The sequence below is a fragment of the Pseudomonas sp. FSL W5-0299 genome (genome assembly GCF_005930655.1).
Classification (GTDB): Bacteria; Pseudomonadota; Gammaproteobacteria; order Pseudomonadales; family Pseudomonadaceae; genus Aquipseudomonas; species Aquipseudomonas mandelii.
Window position 1 is genome coordinate 39,055 of the sequence record NZ_RXHX01000012.1, and the last position, 18,763, is coordinate 57,817.

Below are 18,763 nucleotides of genomic sequence, written 5' to 3' on the forward strand. Positions count from 1 at the left end.
TCGCTTTCGGTCAACGTAAAGAATGAAGCCAGGTTCTCGTTCTATTAAAGAAGCAGAGCTGGATCAGACTTCGTCGGGGCTGCGCAGGTTGGTGACTGCGATTCGCTGTTCGCGGCGCTGTTCCTTTTGCGAAGGCATCTCGGCGCGGTAAACGCCTTGATCACCGACGACCCAGGAAAGCGGACGACGCTCCTGTCCAATCGACTCTTGCAAGAGCATCAAGCCTTGCAAAAAAGCTTCAGGGCGGGGCGGGCAGCCAGGCACGTAGACGTCCACGGGCAGGAACTTGTCCACCCCTTGAACGACGGAGTAGATGTCGTACATGCCACCGGAGTTGGCGCACGAACCCATGGAGATAACCCATTTAGGTTCGAGCATTTGCTCGTAGAGACGCTGAATGATCGGCGCCATCTTGATGAAGCAGGTACCAGCGATAACCATGAAATCCGCCTGGCGCGGCGATGCCCGGATAACCTCGGCGCCAAAGCGCGCGATGTCGTGGGGCGCCGTGAAGGCGGTGGTCATTTCCACGTAGCAGCACGAAAGACCGAAGTTATACGGCCACAGGGAGTTCTTGCGCCCCCAGTTGACTGTGCCGTTAAGCACGTCTTCGAGCTTGCCCATGAAGATGTTTTTGTGGACTTGATCTTCTAACGGATCGGAAACGGTTTCCCGTTCGCCAATCGGATACTGCTCGTTAGGAGCATCGGGGTCGATCCTGGTGAGATTGTATTGCATTGCCAAAGCCTCATTGTTTCAGCTTCGCCTGCCGCTTGCGACGAGCTTCCGGAGCCCAGTCAAGGGCGCCCACTCGGAACAGGTAGACAAGACCTGCCAACAGAATTGCTATGAAAACGAGAGCTTCGACGAATCCGGTCCAGCCGCTTTCGCGGACGGACACAGACCAGGCAAAGAGAAAGAGGGCTTCGATATCGAAGATCACGAAGAGCATCGCGACCAGATAGAATTTGGCTGAGAGCCGCAAGCGGGCGCCACCTGTAGGTAGCATGCCTGACTCGAACGGTTCGTTTTTGCTGCGGCCCCAGGCTTTTGACCCGAGGAGGCTGGAGACGCCGAGCATGAAGGCGCAGAGGCCGACAACGCCCAGAAGGAAAATGGCAAAGCCCCAGTTGTGGGCCATGAGTCCTGTCGCTTCGGGCATGCTGGAAATCCTTAACAGAGAGCAAAGGTCTCTGAGCTTGAAAAAGAAACAACGCAGTGACGATATGTCGCAGCAATCAATCCCGCTGATTTTATGGCACAACACCGTGCAAGTAAAATTCCTATAGCGAAATTATTTACAGGAATAAGGACATAGCGCACCTCCAAAGCCACGCAGCCCATGCGTTGCGGGCATTAGCCGGGTTTTCATCAATATTGTTTTGTAGGGAATGTAACGAACATAGTTGCCGCCAAATGACAATCATTATTGTTTGCGATGGTTTTTAAACTGGTTATCCAGGTTGGGGCGGGGAAGTTGTCTTATATGCGCGTTACTACAAGTAGCGGGCGGGGTTGTTTTACCCTGCTTTCCTGATCTTGAAACTGCTCTGAATCAAGGTTTTTGGCTGCACGCGTTCCCCCGTAGGAGCGAGGCTTGCCCGCGAAGAATACGCCGCGGTGCTTCAGACTTACCGCGTCATCGTTCTTCGCGGGCAAGCCTCGCTCCTACGGGGGGGGGGCGGTGGTGTTTCAAAAAATGCAGGCAAAAAAACGCCCCGAACCAGTCGGGGCGTCAGATGTGCGACGTTGCGGTTAGCTTTCTATTCGGTCCGCAACGGCCGTTTGCTCAGGCGAATCGGATCAGTGGAACTGTTCTTCTTCGGTCGAACCGGTCAGGGCGGTTACCGAAGACGTGCCACCTTGAATCACGGTGGTCATGTCGTCGAAGTAGCCGGTGCCCACTTCCTGCTGGTGAGCCACGAAGGTGTAGCCCTTCGAAGCGTCAGCGAACTCTTGCTCTTGCAGTTTCACGTAGGCAGTCATGTCGTTGCGGGCGTAGTCGTGCGCCAGGTTGAACATGCTGTGCCACATGTTGTGAATGCCGGCCAGGGTGATGAACTGGTGCTTGTAACCCATGGCGGACAGTTCGCGCTGGAACTTGGCGATGGTCGCGTCGTCCAGGTTTTTCTTCCAGTTGAAGGAAGGCGAGCAGTTGTACGACAGCAGTTGGTCCGGGTATTCCTTTTTGATCGCTTCAGCGAAACGACGCGCTTCGTCCAGGTCCGGCTTGGCGGTTTCGCACCAGATCAGGTCGGCGTACGGAGCGTAAGCCAGGCCGCGAGCGATCGCCTGGTCCAGGCCGGCGCGTACTTTGTAGAAGCCTTCCTGAGTACGTTCGCCAGTCACGAACGGCTGGTCGTATGGGTCGCAATCGGAAGTCAGCAGGTCAGCCGCGTTAGCGTCGGTACGAGCCAAAATGATGGTCGGTGTGCCAGCAACGTCAGCTGCCAGACGAGCAGCGGTCAGCTTCTGTACAGCTTCCTGGGTCGGAACCAGTACTTTGCCGCCCATGTGGCCGCATTTTTTCACGGAAGCCAGTTGGTCTTCGAAGTGAACGCCGGCGGCGCCTGCTTCGATCATGCTCTTCATCAGCTCGTAAGCGTTCAGAACGCCGCCGAAACCGGCTTCAGCGTCAGCCACGATCGGTGCGAAGTAGTCGATGTAACCTTCGTCGCCCGGGCCTTTGCCGGCTTTCCACTGGATCTGGTCGGCACGACGGAACGAGTTGTTGATGCGCTTGACCACGGTTGGAACCGAGTCCACCGGGTACAGCGACTGGTCCGGGTACATCGATTCGGCGGAGTTGTTGTCCGCAGCAACCTGCCAGCCCGACAGGTAGATTGCCTGGATACCGGCTTTGACTTGTTGTACAGCCTGGCCGCCGGTCAGGGCGCCCATGCAGTTGACGAAATCTTTATCAGGACGGAAGGATGGCTTGGCGCCCTGGGTGACCAGGTTCCACAGCTTCTCGGCGCCCAGTTTTGCAAAGGTGTGCTCAGGTTGAACCGAGCCACGCAGGCGGACGACGTCAGCAGCGGAGTAAGCGCGTGTCACGCCTTTCCAGCGTGGGTTTTCAGCCCAATCTTTTTCGAGGGCTGCAATTTGCTGTTCGCGTGTCAGTGCCATGGAGATAAACCTCGTCGCATAGGTCTGTGTGGAAAATTCCTGCTCCTGCCAAGTACGCGATTCAATTGGGGGCGTAAGAGGCTGCTCGCTGACCAGAAGCTTAGGTGGTCAAGTCGGATTCGGCGGGATTGGCGACGGGATGAACGATGGGCTCGAGGGGAAGTGAGCAGGTAAGGGCGAACTGGCGAGCGCATTCGGGCGTCGTGGGCCTTGGTACGAACTTCAGTGTGGAGCCGGGTTACCTAATTACGCTTCCGTCCCTCGGGACAACTTCGTTCCAGTCGGCAACCTCGTCAAACACACCTTGTGGGCGGTACAGACACGAAGCGGCTCGCGGGGTAGATGCGAGCAGCGCCTCGAAGGCCCTTGCCAGGGCCCCTGATTAGCGGGAGCGAGGCCATCATGCCTTTGCTTTTTTGTATCGTCAAACGTTTTGTAGTGCTTTTTTTCGGGCACTACATCTTTGGTCTAATACGACTAATCAGTCAGTTTTCGGTGGTTTAGTCCAAAGTATCGACTTTCACCCGCAACGTCATGTCATCCCGGCCCTGAGTCGAGTAGCTGCGGGTCTGGCCCTGTTTATCGGCCTGGGTCTGACGGTTCACACCGGCCAGGGTGATCCACTCGCCCAAGCGTCCTGTGACAGTTGTGTCGGTACTTTGCACATTCACTACATCTGGACGTTCCTGGCTCATACGGTCACGGTTAGTACTGATCGCCAGGTGAACGATGTCGCCGGTGACGCTGGCGGTGACGTAGAAGCCCTGAGTGACGTTGCGGTACTCGGTCTGGCTGCGCAGATCACCGTAGGAATCGGTCTGAGTGCTGGTGAGCGGGACGCTTTGGCCGACCTGAATCAGCGCCGGTGTGCCTTCACTGGCCTGAATCTGCTGGATGCCGCCATCACGGCTATCGGTGCTGCGATTGATGATGCGCGTCTGGCTCGGTTTGGCGCCGTTGACCGAGTAGCCCTGGTCGCCCTGGAAGTTGTTTTCGTTGGTGTCGACCGTGATCAGCAGGCGCTTTGCAGCAACGTCGAGTTGTGCAACAAGGGCCTTAAGTTCGTCGATCTTGCGCTGTTCTGCGTTGACAATCAGTTGGTTGCCGTAAGCGCTGACCTGGCCGTCCTTGCCGATGAAGTCCTGTGCCATGGGTAGCATATCGGCGCTGGTGTGGTAATTCAGGGGCACGATCTCGGTGGCTGCCATGACTGAAAAACTGCACGTCAGCAGCAGCGTGGTGAGCAGGGTGCGTAGGGACATATCCGTTATCTCCGACATCTTGAAGTGTTGATATTGCCAGTTTGTCGGCCCGGCGTGGGGCAAGTTGAATCGTAGACAGCAAAACGCCCCGGCATCGGTCGATGGCGAGGCGTTTTGTGGTGTTCTGGCGGGCTTTTGTGGCGAGGGAGCTTGCTCCCGCTGGGCTGCACAGCAGCCCTAAAAATCTTGGGAACGCTTCGCGCCCCAGCGGGAGCAAGCTCCCTCGCCACAGTAATCACCCATCACAGGGAATTAAGCGGAGTGCCGCACCATGTCCACATGAGAAATCCCGGCTTCCAGGAATTCCTCACTGACCTGTCTGAAGCCCAGGCGCTCATAGAACGCCGTGGCCTGGACCTGTGCGCTCAGCATCTGCTGCTTCAGATCGCGCTTCTCGGCTTCACCGATCACCGCTTGCATCAGCGCATCGCCGACTTTCAAACCGCGCCAGTCTTTCAGCACCGAGACCCGGCCAATGTGCCCATCGGGCAGCAGGCGGGCGGTGCCAATCGGAAAGTCGCCTTCGAAGGCCAGGAAATGCACCGCCGTTGCGTCATCCGCATCCCATTCCAATTCTGGCGGAACGGATTGCTCGGCAATGAACACCGTCTCACGAATGCGCCGGATCTCGGCGTTGTCCTTTTGCCAGTCTGCGACACGAACGTGAATTTTATTCATCGGCAAACCCCAGGCTTCCTTGCTTGATCAGTTCGCACAACAAGCCGCGGCTGTCTTCGTCGGTCAGCCACTCGCCCAGATTGTCGGCGTGCAGGGAGTCGGCAGCGCAGATCATTTTCAGCAGCTCACGCAGCTTGCCTGGCAGATAACGGCTCTGGCCGCTGGCGAACAACAACAGGTCGTCATCGACTTCGGACCAGGCCAGGCGTGCGCTCGGGTTGCGGATCAGTATTGCGCCTTGCTCCAGGCTGGCAAGCAGGTCGTCTTCTTCGATCTCTTCCGGGCCTACCACGAGTTCCGGGTAGCGCGGCTCGGTCATGTACTGGCCAAACCAGGTCAGCAGCAGGCGCTCGTCGCTCATGTGCTCGGCCAGCAAGGCTTTCAGGCGATCAAGGGCGTCGTGCTGAATCTGGTGCGGATCGACCGCCGGCAGGGCGTCGGCATCGGTGTAGCGCTCTTCATCGGTCAGGAACTGGCTGAGGAAGTCAGTGAAGTGAGTCAGCACTTCAGAAGCGCTCGGGGCGCGGAAGCCGACCGAGTAGGTCATGCAGTCATCAATCGCAACACCGCAGTGGGCCAGGCGCGGCGGCAGGTAGAGCATGTCGCCAGGTTCCAGGACCCACTCATCGGTGGCTTCGAAATCAGCGAGGATGCGCAGGTCCGCGTGTTGCAGCAACTTGCTCTCGGAATCGCACATCTGGCCGATTTTCCAGTTGCGCTTGCCGTGACCCTGCAGCAGGAACACATCGTAGTTATCGAAGTGCGGACCGACGCTGCCACCCGGGGCGGCGAAGCTGATCATCACGTCGTCGACGCGCCAGCTCGGCAGGAAGCGGAAGTTTTCCAGCAGCTCAGAAACTTCCGGAACGAACTGGTCAACCGCTTGAACCAGCAGGGTCCAGTCACGTTCCGGCAGTTTGCTGAATTCGTCTTCGGCGAACGGACCGCGACGCAATTCCCAAGGGCGCTCGCCGTTTTCGATTACCAGGCGCGATTCAACTTCTTCTTCCAGCGCCAGGCCAGCCAGTTCGTCGGCGTCAATCGGGCTTTCGAATTCAGGAATCGCCTGACGGATCAGCAGGGGTTTTTTCTGCCAGTAGTCGCGCAGGAATTCGCGCGCCGTGATGCCGCCCAGAAGTTGAAGAGGAATGTCAGGATTCATGTGTAACCTATTGAAAAAATGCACTTTTCAGACGGGAATAAAAACGCCCGGCGCTGCCGGGCGTCTCAAACGGGTAAAACGGTCGATCAGATGCGTTTGGCTTGTGCCACGGCGTTACCGATGTAGTTCGCCGGGGTGAGCAATTTCAGCTCGGCCTTGGCAGCGGCTGGCATGTCCAGGCCGTCGATGAAAGTTTGCAGTGCTTCAGGGCTGATGCCCTTGCCACGCGTCAACTCTTTCAGCTTTTCATACGGGTTTTCGATGTTGTAGCGACGCATCACGGTCTGGATCGGCTCGGCCAGCACTTCCCAGCACGCGTCCAGGTCAGCTGCGATCTTCTGAGCGTTGAGCTCCAGTTTGCTGATGCCCTTGAGGCTGGCTTCGTACGCGATCACGCTGTGGGCGAAGCCGACACCGAGGTTGCGCAGCACGGTGGAGTCGGTCAGGTCACGCTGCCAGCGGGAGATCGGCAGCTTGCTCGCCAAATGCTGGAACAGCGCGTTGGCGATACCCAGGTTGCCTTCGGAGTTTTCGAAGTCGATCGGGTTGACCTTGTGCGGCATGGTCGACGAACCGATTTCGCCAGCGATGGTGCGCTGCTTGAAATAGCCCAGGGAAATGTAGCCCCAGATGTCGCGGTCGAAGTCGATCAGGATGGTGTTGAAGCGGGCGATCGCGTCGAACAGCTCGGCGATGTAGTCGTGCGGTTCGATCTGCGTGGTGTACGGGTTGAAGCCCAGGCCCAGCTCGTCTTCGATGAAGGCGCGGGCGTTCTCTTCCCAGTCGATCTCAGGGTAGGCCGACAGGTGAGCGTTGTAGTTGCCGACAGCGCCGTTGATCTTGCCCAGCAGCGGAACGGCAGCGACTTGAGCGATCTGACGCTCCAGACGGTAAACCACGTTTGCCAGCTCTTTGCCCAGGGTGGTCGGCGAGGCCGGTTGACCGTGGGTGCGCGACAGCATTGGCACGTCAGCGAAACGGATGGCCAGTTCGCGGATGGCTTGAGCGGTCTGGCGCATCAGCGGCAGCATCACATCATCACGACCTTCGCGCAGCATCAGGGCGTGGGACAGGTTGTTGATGTCCTCGCTGGTGCAGGCAAAGTGGATGAACTCGCTGACCTTGGCCAGTTCCGGCAGCTTGGCCGCCTGCTCCTTGAGCAGGTATTCGATGGCTTTGACGTCGTGGTTGGTGGTGCGCTCGATCTCTTTGACACGCTCGGCGTGCTCCAGAGCGAAGTTCTCCGCCAGGGTGTTCAGCACCGCGTTGGCTTCGGCGGAGAACGCCGGCACTTCGCTGATGCCTGGGTGAGCGGCCAGGCGCTGGAGCCAGCGCACTTCAACCAGAACGCGAGCACGGATCAGGCCGTACTCGCTGAAAATTGGGCGCAGGGCCTGGGTTTTGCCGGCGTAGCGGCCGTCAACAGGGGAAACCGCAGTGAGCGAAGAAAGCTGCATGGGGTGTTCTCGGACAGTCGGGCAACGAAATGGGGCGCGTATCATACATGAAAAAATCCGCCGGTCCGTTGCCAACTGACCGGCGTATTACGCGTTACAGATCTAAAGCGGTGTTGCGGGCGCGGTTCAGCTGCTGCGCATCAGCGGGTAAAGCTCTTTGAGCAACTTGCGACGGCTGATCACCAGCTGCCAGCGATGGCCGCCCAACTGCCGCCACAGGCGCGCCGAACGAATCCCGGCCAGCAACAGGGCGCGGATTTTCGAGGCGTTGCTCGGTTGCTGCAGGTTGCGCATGTCGCCGTGGACCTGAATCCGTTGGCGCAAGGTGCTCAGGGTGTCCTGGTACAGTGCACCGCAGGCCGCAATCACGTTTTCGTGGGCCGGGCCGAAGTGCTCGACCTGGGATTGAATCTGCGGCAAACGCTTGCCGATCACATCGAGCAAGTCGTCGCGCTTGGCCAGCTGACGCTCCAGGCCCAGCATGGCCAGGGCGTAACGCAGCGGTTCGCGCTGCAGGGTGCTCGGGTCGCGTTCCAGGGCGCCGATCAATGCGCGATAGCCTTCGCGCAGATTGAGGTCGTCGCCGCCGTACACTTCCAGGGTGTCCTTGGGGTCGCGGATCAGCAGGCTGCCGAGCATGCAGGTCAGGCCGGCTTCGGTGGTCTGGCCGGTCTTGGCAATCTTGTCGACGAGGACGGCGGCGAGAAACACGCCGCCCAGCGCCGTCAGTTGCTCCTGAGTGGGGTTCATGCCTTGCTGCTCCATGGCTCTGCGACTTCAATCACGCCGCCGCCGAGGCAGATTTCACCGTCGTAGAACACCACGGACTGGCCCGGGGTGACCGCGCGCTGTGGGTCATCGAAGGTGGCGCGATAGCCGGTGGCGGTTTTTTCCAGCGTGCAGGGCTGATCGCTTTGGCGATAACGAACCTTGGCGGTCAACTTGCGCGGCTCGGTCAGATCGATCGGGTTGACCCAATAGATGTCCGAGGCGAGCAGGGCGCGGGAGAACAGGTAAGGATGGTCATTGCCCTGGCCGACGATCAGCTCGTTGTGTTCCAGGTCCTTGATCAGCACGTACCATGGCTCGTCACCGGCGTCTTTCAAGCCGCCGATGCCCAGGCCCTGACGCTGGCCGATGGTGTGATACATCAAGCCGTGGTGACGGCCGATGACTTCACCTTCGGTGGTCTTGATCTCGCCCGGTTGGGCCGGCAGGTATTGCTTGAGGAAGTCGCTGAAGCGGCGTTCGCCGATAAAGCAGATCCCTGTGGAATCCTTTTTCTTCGCGGTGGCGAGTTCGTGTTTCTCGGCAATCGCGCGCACTTCGGGCTTTTCCAGTTCACCGACCGGGAACAGCGTCTTGGCGATCTGTTCGCCGCCGACGGCGTGCAGGAAATAACTCTGGTCCTTGTTCGGGTCCAGGCCCTTGAGCAGTTCGGTGCGCCCATCGATGTCGCGGCGGCGAACGTAGTGGCCGGTAGCGATCAGGTCGGCGCCGAGCACCATGGCGTAGTCGAGGAACGCCTTGAACTTGATCTCGCGGTTGCACAGGATGTCCGGGTTTGGCGTGCGACCGGCCTTGTACTCGGCCAGGAAGTGCTCGAACACGTTGTCCCAGTACTCGGCGGCGAAATTGGCGGTGTGCAGCTTGATGCCAATCTTGTCGCACACGGCCTGGGCATCCGCCAGGTCGTCCATGGCGGTGCAGTATTCCGTTCCATCGTCTTCTTCCCAGTTCTTCATGAACAGGCCTTCCACCTCATAACCCTGCTCGATCAGCAGGAGAGCGGAAACGGAAGAGTCCACGCCGCCGGACATGCCGACAATGACGCGCTTCTTTTGTGTGTCAGAAGGGGCTGGATCACGCATAGGGATTCAATGAGTGTCTTGAAAAAGGACGCGATTCTAACAGGCCGAAGCCCGCAAGGCTAAAGAGAAGGGCGGATCAGTTCGAGACTGTAGTGCTGGCCGTCCAGATAATCATCGATACAGCGGATGATCAGCTCACTGCGCCAGTTTGCGCGCTGCGCCAGCAATTCGTCACGCGTCAGCCATTTTGCGCCGACGATGCCGTCATCCAGTTGATAGTCGGGGTAATGTTTGAGCGGCTTTGCGGTGAAACAGACCCGCTGGTAGGTCACGCCGTTGCTGGGGGCGGTGTAGAGGTAAATGCCCACCACGCCGGTCGGTTCGACGTCCCAGCCGGTTTCTTCCAGGGTTTCGCGCACGGCGGCTTCGATCAGGGTTTCGTCCGGGTCGAGGTGACCGGCGGGCTGGTTGAGCACCGTTCGTCCGTGCTTGAGTTCTTCGACCATCAGAAAGCGACCATTGTCTTCGACGATGGTGGCGACGGTGATGTGGGGTAGCCAATCCATGAAGCTTCCTCGGTTTCTAATATTGGAATAAAGAACAGTGTGGGAGCGAGCCTGCTCGCGATGACGGTGGGTCAGTCGACATCAATGTTGAATGATATATCGCTATCGCGAGCAGGCTCGCTCCCACATTGGTGCGTATTTCATAGATGAAAAGTGTGGGGCACAAACAGAAACCCCGGCACTGGGCCGGGGCTTCTTTGCATCCTTACAACCTTAAACCAACGCAGCGATCGCGGCGTTGAAGGTGTTGCTTGGGCGCATGGCCTTGCTGATCAGCTCGGCATTAGCGTGGTAGTAACCGCCGATGTCCACTGGCTTGCCCTGAACGGCGTTGAGCTCGGCAACGATGGTTGCTTCGTTCTCGGCCAGGGTCTTGGCCAGTTCGCCGAACTGCGCTTGCAGTGCAGCGTCTTCGGTCTGGGCGGCCAGGGCCTGGGCCCAGTACAGCGCCAGGTAGAAGTGGCTGCCGCGGTTGTCGATATTGCCGACTTTGCGCGATGGCGACTTGTTGTTGTCCAGGAACTGGCCAGTGGCCTGATCCAGGGTCTTGGCCAGCACCAGCGCTTTCGGGTTGTTGTAAGTAACACCCAGATGCTCAAGGGAAGCGGCCAGGGCCAGGAACTCGCCCAGGGAATCCCAGCGCAGGAAGTTCTCTTCCAGCAGTTGTTGAACGTGCTTCGGTGCCGAACCGCCGGCGCCGGTTTCGAACAGACCGCCGCCATTCATCAGCGGAACGATCGACAGCATCTTGGCGCTGGTGCCCAGCTCCATGATCGGGAACAGGTCGGTCAGGTAGTCGCGCAGTACGTTGCCGGTCACCGAGATGGTGTCCTTGCCTTCGCGGGTGCGGCCCAGGGTGAAGGCCATCGCGTCGACTGGCGACATGATGCGGATGTCCAGGCCGGAGGTGTCGTGATCCTTCAGGTAGGCCTGAACTTTCTCGATCACTACACCGTCGTGGGCGCGCATCGGGTCCAGCCAGAAAATAGCCGGGGTTGCGCTTGCACGGGCACGGTTGACGGCCAGTTTGACCCAATCCTGGATCGGCGCGTCTTTGGTCTGGCACATGCGGAAGATGTCGCCGGCTTCAACCGACTGCTCCAGCAGGGTGCGGCCAGCGCTGTCGGAAACCCGAACCACGCCGTTGGCCTTGATCTGGAACGTCTTGTCGTGGGAGCCGTACTCTTCGGCTTTTTTCGCCATCAGGCCAACGTTTGGCACGCTGCCCATGGTGGTCGGATCGAAAGCGCCGTGCAGCTTGCAGTCTTCGATCACCGCCTGGTAGATGGTGGCGTAGCAGCGATCCGGGATCACCGCCTTGGTGTCGTGCAGCTGACCGTCAGTGCCCCACATTTTGCCGGAGTCACGGATCATCGCCGGCATCGAGGCGTCGACGATCACGTCGCTCGGCACGTGCAGGTTGGTGATGCCTTTGTCGGAGTTGACCATGGCCAACGACGGACGAACGGCGTAGACCGCCTGGATGTCCGCTTCGATCTGCGCTTGTTGCTCGGCCGGCAAGGCCTTGATGCGAGCATACAGGTCGCCGATGCCGTTGTTCAGGTTGAAACCGATCTGTGCCAGCACGTCAGCGTGCTTGGCCAGTGCGTCTTTATAGAACTCGGCAACGATCTGGCCGAACATGATCGGGTCGGAGACCTTCATCATGGTGGCTTTCAAGTGAACCGACAGCAGCACGCCTTTTTGCTTGGCGTCTTCGATCTCGGCAGCGATGAAGCTGCGCAGAGCGTTTTTGCTCATGACCGCGCAATCGAGGATCTCACCGGCTTGCACGGTGGTTTTTTCTTTCAGGACGGTGGTGGTGCCGTCTTGAGCGATCAGTTCGATTTTGACGGCATCAGCGGCGTCGATCAGGGCGGCTTTTTCGCTGCCGTAGAAATCACCGGTGCTCATGTGTGCGACATGGGACTTGGAGTCCGCAGCCCAGGCGCCCATTTTGTGCGGGTGCTTGCGTGCATAGTTCTTGACCGACAGCGGTGCACGACGATCAGAGTTGCCTTCGCGCAGAACCGGGTTCACGGCGCTGCCCTTGATCTTGTCGTAGCGCGACTTCGCGAGCTTGTCGGCGTCGGTGGTCACGGTTTCCGGGTAGTCCGGCAGGGCGAAGCCCTGGGCTTGCAGCTCTTTGATTGCGGCTTGCAGTTGCGGAACCGAGGCGCTGATGTTCGGCAGCTTGATGATGTTGGCTTCAGGCGTAACGGCCAGATCGCCCAGTTCGGCGAGGTGGTCGGCTACGGCTTTGTCACCCAATTGCTCGGGGAAGCTGGCCAGGATGCGCCCTGCAAGAGAGATATCGCGGGTTTCCACGGCGATATCAGCCGAAGCGGTGAACGCTTCTACGATAGGCAACAGTGAATAGGTGGCGAGGGCGGGAGCTTCGTCGGTGAAGGTATAGATGATCTTCGAGCGGGTGGGCATATTCGGATTAACTCTCTCTTCTTTGCTAAAGCGTGCGCAGAAACTCGAGGGGCGCCGGGTAAGCGCGTTCGTTCAAAGTCATCCATGAGCCGAATGTCGAGGTTTCTTTGCGGTGATGTTGGGTGCATCGGTCGAGCGTCAAGCGGGTGGGTTGCGGTAACAACCCTGCTTTTTCAGGCCCCAAGCCTCGTAGTAGAGAGGTCGGCCATCGTGACTCTGCGGTCAGCGGGCGGCATTATACATAGGTAGCTGGCAATCTGCCGATGGTTCATATGCAACGATTCTCGTCCATTGGTCTAAAGGTCGCAGGGGCGAGGGGGGCGTAGAGTCTTGCACCGTGCTTGAGTTTGGCGCTTTTCCCTTTGCTTTCAGGCTTGTACGTCGCGAACTGTGCAGCTTTGCGGCAGATGGATGGAACATAGGGTTTGCGTGCCGATTTAACTGGGGTACGCTCGAACGAAGCCAGATGTTCAATCCAAACAATGGAGTTCAGCATGGGATACAAGAAGATTCAGGTTCCAGCAGTCGGCGACAAAATCACCGTCAACGCGGACCATTCTCTCAATGTTCCTAACAACCCGATCATCCCCTTCATCGAAGGTGATGGTATTGGCGTTGATATCAGCCCGGTCATGATCAAGGTTGTCGATGCTGCTGTTAAGAAGGCTTACGGCGGCGAGCGCAAAATTTCCTGGATGGAAGTCTATGCCGGGGAGAAAGCGACTCAGGTTTACGATCAGGACACCTGGCTTCCCCAGGAAACCCTGGACGCAGTCAAGGATTACGTGGTTTCCATCAAGGGCCCTCTGACCACCCCGGTCGGTGGCGGTATCCGTTCCCTGAACGTGGCCCTGCGTCAGCAACTCGACCTTTATGTATGCCTGCGCCCGGTGCGCTGGTTCGAAGGCGTACCTAGCCCGGTCAAGAAGCCAGGCGATGTCGATATGACGATCTTCCGTGAGAACTCGGAAGACATCTACGCCGGTATCGAATGGAAAGCCGGTTCGCCGGAAGCGACCAAGGTCATCAAGTTCCTCAAAGATGAAATGGGCGTCACCAAGATCCGTTTCGACGAAAACTGCGGTATCGGCATCAAGCCGGTTTCCCTGCAAGGCACCAAGCGTCTGGCGCGCAAGGCGTTGCAGTATGTGGTCGACAACGACCGCGACTCGCTGACCATCGTGCACAAAGGCAACATCATGAAGTTCACCGAAGGTGCCTTCAAGGAATGGGCCTACGAAGTGGCCGCTGAAGAATTCGGTGCGACCCTGCTCGACGGCGGTCCGTGGATGCAGTTCAAGAACCCGAAAACCGGGAAGAACGTCATCGTCAAGGACGCCATCGCCGACGCCATGCTCCAGCAGATCCTGCTGCGCCCGGCCGAATACGATGTGATCGCGACCCTGAACCTGAACGGCGACTATCTCTCTGACGCCCTGGCGGCGGAAGTGGGCGGTATCGGTATTGCACCGGGCGCCAACCTGTCCGACACCATTGCCATGTTTGAAGCGACCCACGGTACTGCACCGAAATACGCCGGCAAGGACCAGGTCAACCCGGGTTCCCTGATCCTGTCCGCAGAGATGATGCTGCGCCACATGGGTTGGACCGAAGCGGCAGACCTGATCATCAAGGGCACCAACGGCGCGATTTCCGCCAAAACCGTGACCTATGATTTCCATCGTCTGATGGAAGGCGCGAAGCTGCTGTCTTCTTCTGCGTTTGGTGATGCGCTCATCTCGCACATGTAAGCCGATATGTAAGCGAATCGGCATAAAAAAACCGCCCTCGGGCGGTTTTTTTTATGACTGGATGACGGGTTGTGTCAGCTCGACACCTTTTCCTGCTGGTTGGCAGGTGCCGTCTTTTCATTCTCGACAGGTACATTCGTAATTTTTACGGCATGCAGCCCCTTGGGGCCCTGGACGATCTCGAAGCTTACGATTTGCCCGGCCTTCAGTGTCTTGTACCCGTCCATTTCGATGGCCGAATAGTGGGCAAAAAAATCGATAGCACAGCCATCTTCGTGGCGACCTACGTTGGCTTCGGTATTAATGAAACCGAACCCCTTGGCATTGTTGAACCATTTGACCTTGCCGCTGACCTTGACGCCTGACATACCCATATCCCTCTGCAACAGACTCCATCACTGGAGTATCATCCAGTACATCCGCAGTCGAATCTCGAAATAAGATTGACTCCGCGGACCTTTTTTACCCACTGTGGGCTCTATTGGTTGTAACACCGTTTTGCCGATAGTCAAGGTGACCGGGCGGTCGGAGTTGAAATCGTCCATAGCCGCCCCCACCACTGTATTTGAACAACTGACGAACCTTTCTTTCCATGCATGCAATCAGCCAGATTCGACTAACATTCAATCAGGATCGCCCGGCTCTCCAAAAAGATCACCCGGAGCCCCACGACGACGATTCCGCAGGCATTGCTGTTCAGGAGGCAAAGCCTGCATTACAGGCGCCGCCGATGTACAAGGTGGTTTTGTTCAACGATGACTACACACCGATGGATTTCGTCGTCGAAGTGCTCGAGGTGTTTTTTAACCTGAATCGGGAGCTGGCGACCAAGGTCATGCTGGCCGTCCACACAGAAGGACGGGCAGTATGTGGAGTGTTTACCCGCGACATCGCCGAGACTAAGGCCATGCAGGTCAACCAGTACGCCAGGGAAAGCCAGCATCCGCTACTCTGTGAAATCGAGAAGGACGGTTAATCGCCGACCACTTGGGTATGAGGTGAAGCTATGTTAAACCGCGAGCTCGAAGTCACCCTCAATCTTGCCTTCAAGGAGGCTAGATCGAAGCGTCATGAATTCATGACCGTCGAACACCTCCTGCTGGCCCTATTGGACAATGAGGCTGCCGCCACCGTTTTGCGTGCCTGCGGCGCAAACCTCGACAAACTCAAGCACGATCTGCAGGAGTTCATCGACTCCACCACGCCCTTGATCCCCGTCCATGACGAAGATCGCGAAACCCAGCCAACCCTGGGCTTCCAGCGTGTCCTGCAACGTGCTGTTTTCCACGTACAGAGCTCGGGCAAACGCGAAGTGACTGGCGCTAACGTGCTGGTCGCCATCTTCAGTGAGCAAGAGAGTCAGGCAGTGTTCCTGCTGAAACAGCAGAGCGTTGCGCGCATTGATGTCGTCAACTACATCGCCCATGGCATTTCCAAAGTGCCGGGGCATGGCGATCACTCTGAAGGTGAGCAAGATATGCAGGACGACGAGGGCGGTGAGTCTTCTTCTTCAGGCAATCCTCTGGATGCTTATGCCAGCAACCTCAACGAGCTCGCGCGCCAGGGTCGTATCGATCCGTTGGTAGGCCGTGAGCTGGAAGTCGAGCGTGTCGCGCAGATCCTGGCGCGTCGTCGCAAAAACAACCCGCTGCTAGTGGGCGAGGCGGGCGTGGGTAAAACCGCGATTGCCGAAGGCCTGGCTAAACGCATTGTCGACAACCAGGTGCCGGACTTGCTGGCCAACAGCGTGGTCTATTCCCTCGATCTGGGGGCCTTGCTGGCCGGGACCAAATACCGTGGCGATTTCGAGAAGCGCTTCAAGGCGCTGCTCAATGAGCTGAAAAAACGTCCGCAGGCGATCCTGTTCATCGACGAGATCCACACCATCATTGGTGCGGGTGCCGCGTCCGGTGGCGTCATGGATGCCTCGAACCTGCTCAAACCGCTGCTGTCGTCGGGCGATATCCGTTGCATCGGCTCAACCACGTTCCAGGAATTTCGCGGGATCTTCGAGAAGGACCGTGCCTTGGCCCGGCGCTTCCAGAAGGTTGATGTGTCGGAGCCTTCGGTTGAAGACACCATCGGTATCCTGCGCGGCCTGAAAGGGCGTTTTGAAGCGCACCACAACATCGAATACAGCGATGAGGCGTTGCGTGCCGCCGCTGAACTGGCGTCGCGCTACATCAATGACCGGCACATGCCGGACAAGGCCATCGACGTCATCGACGAGGCGGGCGCCTATCAGCGTCTGCAGCCGATCGAGAAACGCGTGAAACGCATCGAGGTGCCTCAGGTCGAGGACATCGTTGCGAAAATCGCGCGGATTCCGCCTAAGCACGTCACCAGCTCCGACAAAGAGCTGCTGCGCAACCTTGAGCGTGACCTGAAGCTGACGGTATTTGGCCAGGATGCCGCGATCGATTCGCTGTCGACCGCGATCAAACTGTCTCGTGCTGGCCTCAAGTCGCCTGACAAGCCAGTCGGTTCGTTCCTGTTCGCAGGGCCGACCGGCGTCGGTAAAACCGAAGCGGCGCGTCAGCTGGCCAAGGCGTTGGGCATCGAGCTGGTTCGTTTCGACATGTCCGAGTACATGGAGCGCCACACCGTATCGCGTCTGATCGGTGCGCCTCCAGGTTATGTCGGGTTCGATCAGGGCGGTCTGCTGACCGAAGCCATCACCAAGCAGCCTCACTGCGTGCTGTTGCTCGATGAGATCGAGAAGGCGCATCCGGAAGTCTTCAACCTGCTGTTGCAGGTCATGGACCACGGTACGTTGACCGATAACAACGGGCGCAAGGCGGATTTCCGTAACGTGATCGTCATCATGACGACCAACGCCGGTGCCGAAACAGCAGCGCGTGCTTCGATCGGTTTCACCCATCAGGACCACTCGTCCGATGCGATGGAAGTGATCAAGAAGAGCTTCACGCCGGAGTTCCGCAACCGTCTGGACACCATTATCCAGTTTGGTCGCCTCAGCCATGAGGTCATCAAAAGCGTGGTGGACAAGTTCCTTACCGAGCTTCAGGCGCAGCTGGAAGACAAGCGCGTGCAGCTGGAAGTGACCGACGCTGCGCGAAGCTGGCTGGCAGCAGGTGGCTACGACTCGGCAATGGGTGCTCGACCAATGGCGCGTTTGATCCAGGACAAGATCAAGCGTCCGCTGGCGGAAGAGATCCTCTTTGGCGAACTGGCCGACCATGGTGGCGTGGTGCACATCGACCTCAAGGACGGCGAGCTGACCTTCGAGTTCGAAACCACGGCCGAAATGGCCTGACGTTAACCGCGACAAAGCAAAAGGCGCCGAGAGGCGCCTTTTTGCTGTTCGCCGAATTTGAACGCCTGACACCTCGTCCTGTGGGAGCAGGCTCGCTCCCACTGGGGGATGGTGTTGATCCATCAAATCGCAGACAAACAAAAACGCCCGGCATAAACCGGGCGTTTTGTATTGACTTGATTAGCGAGCGCGGTAAGTGATACGCCCTTTGCTCAAGTCATAGGGCGTCAGCTCGACGCGCACTTTGTCACCGGTAAGAATACGAATGTAGTTCTTGCGCATCTTGCCGGAGATATGCGCGGTTACGACGTGCCCATTTTCCAACTCCACACGAAACATGGTGTTGGGCAGGGTGTCGACGACAGTGCCTTCCATTTCGAAGCTGTCTTCTTTCGACATGCAGTAAAGCCCTCGGTGTCCAATGAATGGCCCGGTGCAACTGCGCCAGGCAAAAGCGGCGTGCATTGTGCCCGAAAAATGGGGTTTAAGCCAAGGGGTTCTAGTTCAGGATGACCCAGCGCTGATTAATCAGCAGTTCGATAGGTCGATATTGCGTCTTGTAGCTCATCTTTTTGCAGTTTTTGATCCAGTAGCCGAGGTAGACCGCTTCCAGTCCAAGGCGCCGGGCCTCGCCGATTTGCCAGAGGATAGCGTAGCGACCCAGGCTGCGACGTTCTTCATCGGGCTCGTAGAAGGTGTAGACCGCCGACAGACCGTTCGGCAGCAAGTCGGTCACGGCCACTGCCAGGAGCCGGCCTTCGAGACGAAATTCGTAGAATCGGGAGAATGGCAGGTCGCGCACCAGGAACGTCGAAAACTGGTCACGACTCGGCGGGTACATGTCGCCATCGGCGTGACGCTGTTCGATGTAGCGCTGATAGAGATCGAAATACTCTTCGCTGAATTTCGGCCGGGCCGGACGCACTTGCAGGTCGGCGTTACGTTTGAAAATGCGTTTCTGCTGACGGTTGGGCGAAAATTGCGCCACAGGGATGCGCGCCGGGACGCAGGCATTGCAATTCTGGCAATGAGGCCGGTAGAGATGATCGCCGCTGCGACGAAAACCCATTTCAGACAGGTCTGCGTAGACATGCACATCCATGGGCTGGCTAGGGTCGAGAAACAGGGTCGTGGCCTGCTCCTCGGGCAGATAGCTGCAAGAGTGGGGCTGAGTGGCATAAAACTTCAAACGCGCCAACTCGGTCATGATCAACCCTCGGGAATAAGCTTT

The 18,763-nt window shown here is 58.1% G+C and carries 17 protein-coding genes; 3 read left to right on the plus strand and 14 right to left on the minus strand.

The window, feature by feature from the left end; genetic code table 11:
* Positions 1-63: 63 nt before the first annotated feature.
* The 11 genes from FHL16_RS16605 to FHL16_RS16660 form a co-directional block, all read right to left on the minus strand.
* On the minus strand, positions 64-738 hold the full coding sequence (locus tag FHL16_RS16605) for a NuoB/complex I 20 kDa subunit family protein (RefSeq protein ID WP_010458867.1): 675 nt from the start codon (positions 736-738) through the stop codon (positions 64-66).
* Between the two features lie 10 nt (positions 739-748).
* Entirely contained in the window at positions 749-1,162 is a 414-nt protein-coding gene (locus FHL16_RS16610; RefSeq protein ID WP_003223812.1) for an NADH-quinone oxidoreductase subunit A, read from the minus strand.
* Positions 1,163-1,803: 641 nt separating this feature from the next.
* Positions 1,804-3,129, minus strand: coding sequence for an isocitrate lyase (aceA, locus tag FHL16_RS16615; protein ID WP_010458877.1), 1,326 nt, complete (start codon positions 3,127-3,129; stop codon positions 1,804-1,806).
* A 500-nt stretch (positions 3,130-3,629) separates the two neighbouring features.
* On the minus strand, positions 3,630-4,391 hold the full coding sequence (locus FHL16_RS16620; protein ID WP_077748740.1) for a secretin N-terminal domain-containing protein: 762 nt from the start codon (positions 4,389-4,391) through the stop codon (positions 3,630-3,632).
* Positions 4,392-4,643: 252 nt separating this feature from the next.
* The gene (locus tag FHL16_RS16630) at positions 4,644-5,069 is read right to left on the minus strand and encodes a GNAT family N-acetyltransferase (protein ID WP_010458881.1); all 426 of its coding nucleotides are present in this window, start codon (positions 5,067-5,069) and stop codon (positions 4,644-4,646) included.
* A complete protein-coding gene (locus tag FHL16_RS16635; RefSeq protein ID WP_010458883.1) occupies positions 5,062-6,231 on the minus strand; it encodes a ribosomal protein uL16 3-hydroxylase in 1,170 nt (389 codons plus the stop codon). Before FHL16_RS16635 ends, FHL16_RS16630 begins: the two co-directional genes overlap by 8 nt.
* A gap of 86 nt (positions 6,232-6,317) precedes the next feature.
* Positions 6,318-7,688 carry an adenylosuccinate lyase gene (purB, locus tag FHL16_RS16640; RefSeq protein ID WP_010458886.1) on the minus strand — a complete coding sequence of 457 codons (1,371 nt, stop codon included), beginning with the start codon at positions 7,686-7,688 and terminating at the stop codon, positions 6,318-6,320.
* 126 nt (positions 7,689-7,814) lie between these two features.
* The gene (gene hflD, locus FHL16_RS16645) at positions 7,815-8,438 is read right to left on the minus strand and encodes a high frequency lysogenization protein HflD (RefSeq protein WP_010458887.1); all 624 of its coding nucleotides are present in this window, start codon (positions 8,436-8,438) and stop codon (positions 7,815-7,817) included.
* Positions 8,435-9,559, minus strand: a complete 1,125-nt coding sequence (mnmA, locus tag FHL16_RS16650) for a tRNA 2-thiouridine(34) synthase MnmA (protein WP_010458889.1) — start codon at positions 9,557-9,559, stop codon at positions 8,435-8,437. Before mnmA ends, hflD begins: the two co-directional genes overlap by 4 nt.
* A gap of 59 nt (positions 9,560-9,618) precedes the next feature.
* Positions 9,619-10,065 (minus strand): NUDIX hydrolase, encoded by a 447-nt coding sequence (locus FHL16_RS16655; RefSeq protein WP_010458891.1) that lies wholly within the window; start codon positions 10,063-10,065, stop codon positions 9,619-9,621.
* A gap of 213 nt (positions 10,066-10,278) precedes the next feature.
* A complete protein-coding gene (locus FHL16_RS16660) occupies positions 10,279-12,504 on the minus strand; it encodes an NADP-dependent isocitrate dehydrogenase (protein WP_077748742.1) in 2,226 nt (741 codons plus the stop codon).
* 494 nt (positions 12,505-12,998) lie between these two features.
* Between FHL16_RS16660 and icd the strand changes: the two genes are divergently transcribed.
* On the plus strand, positions 12,999-14,255 hold the full coding sequence (gene icd, locus FHL16_RS16670; protein WP_010458895.1) for an NADP-dependent isocitrate dehydrogenase: 1,257 nt from the start codon (positions 12,999-13,001) through the stop codon (positions 14,253-14,255).
* Positions 14,256-14,329: 74 nt separating this feature from the next.
* Here icd and FHL16_RS16675 read toward each other — a convergent pair whose 3' ends face one another.
* Positions 14,330-14,629: a cold shock domain-containing protein gene (locus FHL16_RS16675; RefSeq protein WP_077748744.1), complete on the minus strand. Its 300-nt coding sequence runs from the start codon at positions 14,627-14,629 to the stop codon at positions 14,330-14,332.
* A 218-nt stretch (positions 14,630-14,847) separates the two neighbouring features.
* On the opposite strand from FHL16_RS16675, the gene clpS reads away from it, so the two are divergent.
* A complete protein-coding gene (gene clpS, locus FHL16_RS16680) occupies positions 14,848-15,231 on the plus strand; it encodes an ATP-dependent Clp protease adapter ClpS (RefSeq protein WP_010458899.1) in 384 nt (127 codons plus the stop codon).
* Between the two features lie 30 nt (positions 15,232-15,261).
* Positions 15,262-17,532: an ATP-dependent Clp protease ATP-binding subunit ClpA gene (gene clpA / locus FHL16_RS16685; protein WP_007946437.1), complete on the plus strand. Its 2,271-nt coding sequence runs from the start codon at positions 15,262-15,264 to the stop codon at positions 17,530-17,532.
* Between the two features lie 180 nt (positions 17,533-17,712).
* On the opposite strand, the gene infA is transcribed toward clpA, so the two are convergent.
* Both infA and FHL16_RS16695 read right to left on the minus strand, forming a co-directional pair.
* Complete coding sequence (gene infA, locus FHL16_RS16690; protein WP_002553999.1) at positions 17,713-17,931, minus strand: translation initiation factor IF-1; 219 nt, start codon at positions 17,929-17,931, stop codon at positions 17,713-17,715.
* Positions 17,932-18,031: 100 nt separating this feature from the next.
* Positions 18,032-18,739, minus strand: a complete 708-nt coding sequence (locus tag FHL16_RS16695) for an arginyltransferase (RefSeq protein ID WP_010458901.1) — start codon at positions 18,737-18,739, stop codon at positions 18,032-18,034.
* Positions 18,740-18,763 lie beyond the last annotated feature (24 nt).

Bases quoted from the DNA above. Each gene is read 5' to 3' on its own strand.
- purB (WP_010458886.1), bottom strand. From the start codon at position 7,688: ATGCAGCTTTCTTCGCTCACTGCGGTTTCCCCTGTTGACGGCCGCTAC.
- FHL16_RS16635 (WP_010458883.1), bottom strand. From the start codon at position 6,231: ATGAATCCTGACATTCCTCTTCAACTTCTGGGCGGCATCACGGCGCGC.
- hflD (WP_010458887.1), bottom strand. From the start codon at position 8,438: ATGAACCCCACTCAGGAGCAACTGACGGCGCTGGGCGGCGTGTTTCTC.
- FHL16_RS16675 (WP_077748744.1), bottom strand. From the start codon at position 14,629: ATGGGTATGTCAGGCGTCAAGGTCAGCGGCAAGGTCAAATGGTTCAAC.
- FHL16_RS16620 (WP_077748740.1), bottom strand. From the start codon at position 4,391: ATGTCCCTACGCACCCTGCTCACCACGCTGCTGCTGACGTGCAGTTTT.
- FHL16_RS16655 (WP_010458891.1), bottom strand. From the start codon at position 10,065: ATGGATTGGCTACCCCACATCACCGTCGCCACCATCGTCGAAGACAAT.
- clpA (WP_007946437.1), top strand. From the start codon at position 15,262: ATGTTAAACCGCGAGCTCGAAGTCACCCTCAATCTTGCCTTCAAGGAG.
- FHL16_RS16610 (WP_003223812.1), bottom strand. From the start codon at position 1,162: ATGCCCGAAGCGACAGGACTCATGGCCCACAACTGGGGCTTTGCCATT.
- FHL16_RS16630 (WP_010458881.1), bottom strand. From the start codon at position 5,069: ATGAATAAAATTCACGTTCGTGTCGCAGACTGGCAAAAGGACAACGCC.
- aceA (WP_010458877.1), bottom strand. From the start codon at position 3,129: ATGGCACTGACACGCGAACAGCAAATTGCAGCCCTCGAAAAAGATTGG.
- infA (WP_002553999.1), bottom strand. From the start codon at position 17,931: ATGTCGAAAGAAGACAGCTTCGAAATGGAAGGCACTGTCGTCGACACC.
- icd (WP_010458895.1), top strand. From the start codon at position 12,999: ATGGGATACAAGAAGATTCAGGTTCCAGCAGTCGGCGACAAAATCACC.
- FHL16_RS16605 (WP_010458867.1), bottom strand. From the start codon at position 738: ATGCAATACAATCTCACCAGGATCGACCCCGATGCTCCTAACGAGCAG.
- clpS (WP_010458899.1), top strand. From the start codon at position 14,848: ATGCATGCAATCAGCCAGATTCGACTAACATTCAATCAGGATCGCCCG.
- FHL16_RS16660 (WP_077748742.1), bottom strand. From the start codon at position 12,504: ATGCCCACCCGCTCGAAGATCATCTATACCTTCACCGACGAAGCTCCC.
- mnmA (WP_010458889.1), bottom strand. From the start codon at position 9,559: ATGCGTGATCCAGCCCCTTCTGACACACAAAAGAAGCGCGTCATTGTC.
- FHL16_RS16695 (WP_010458901.1), bottom strand. From the start codon at position 18,739: ATGACCGAGTTGGCGCGTTTGAAGTTTTATGCCACTCAGCCCCACTCT.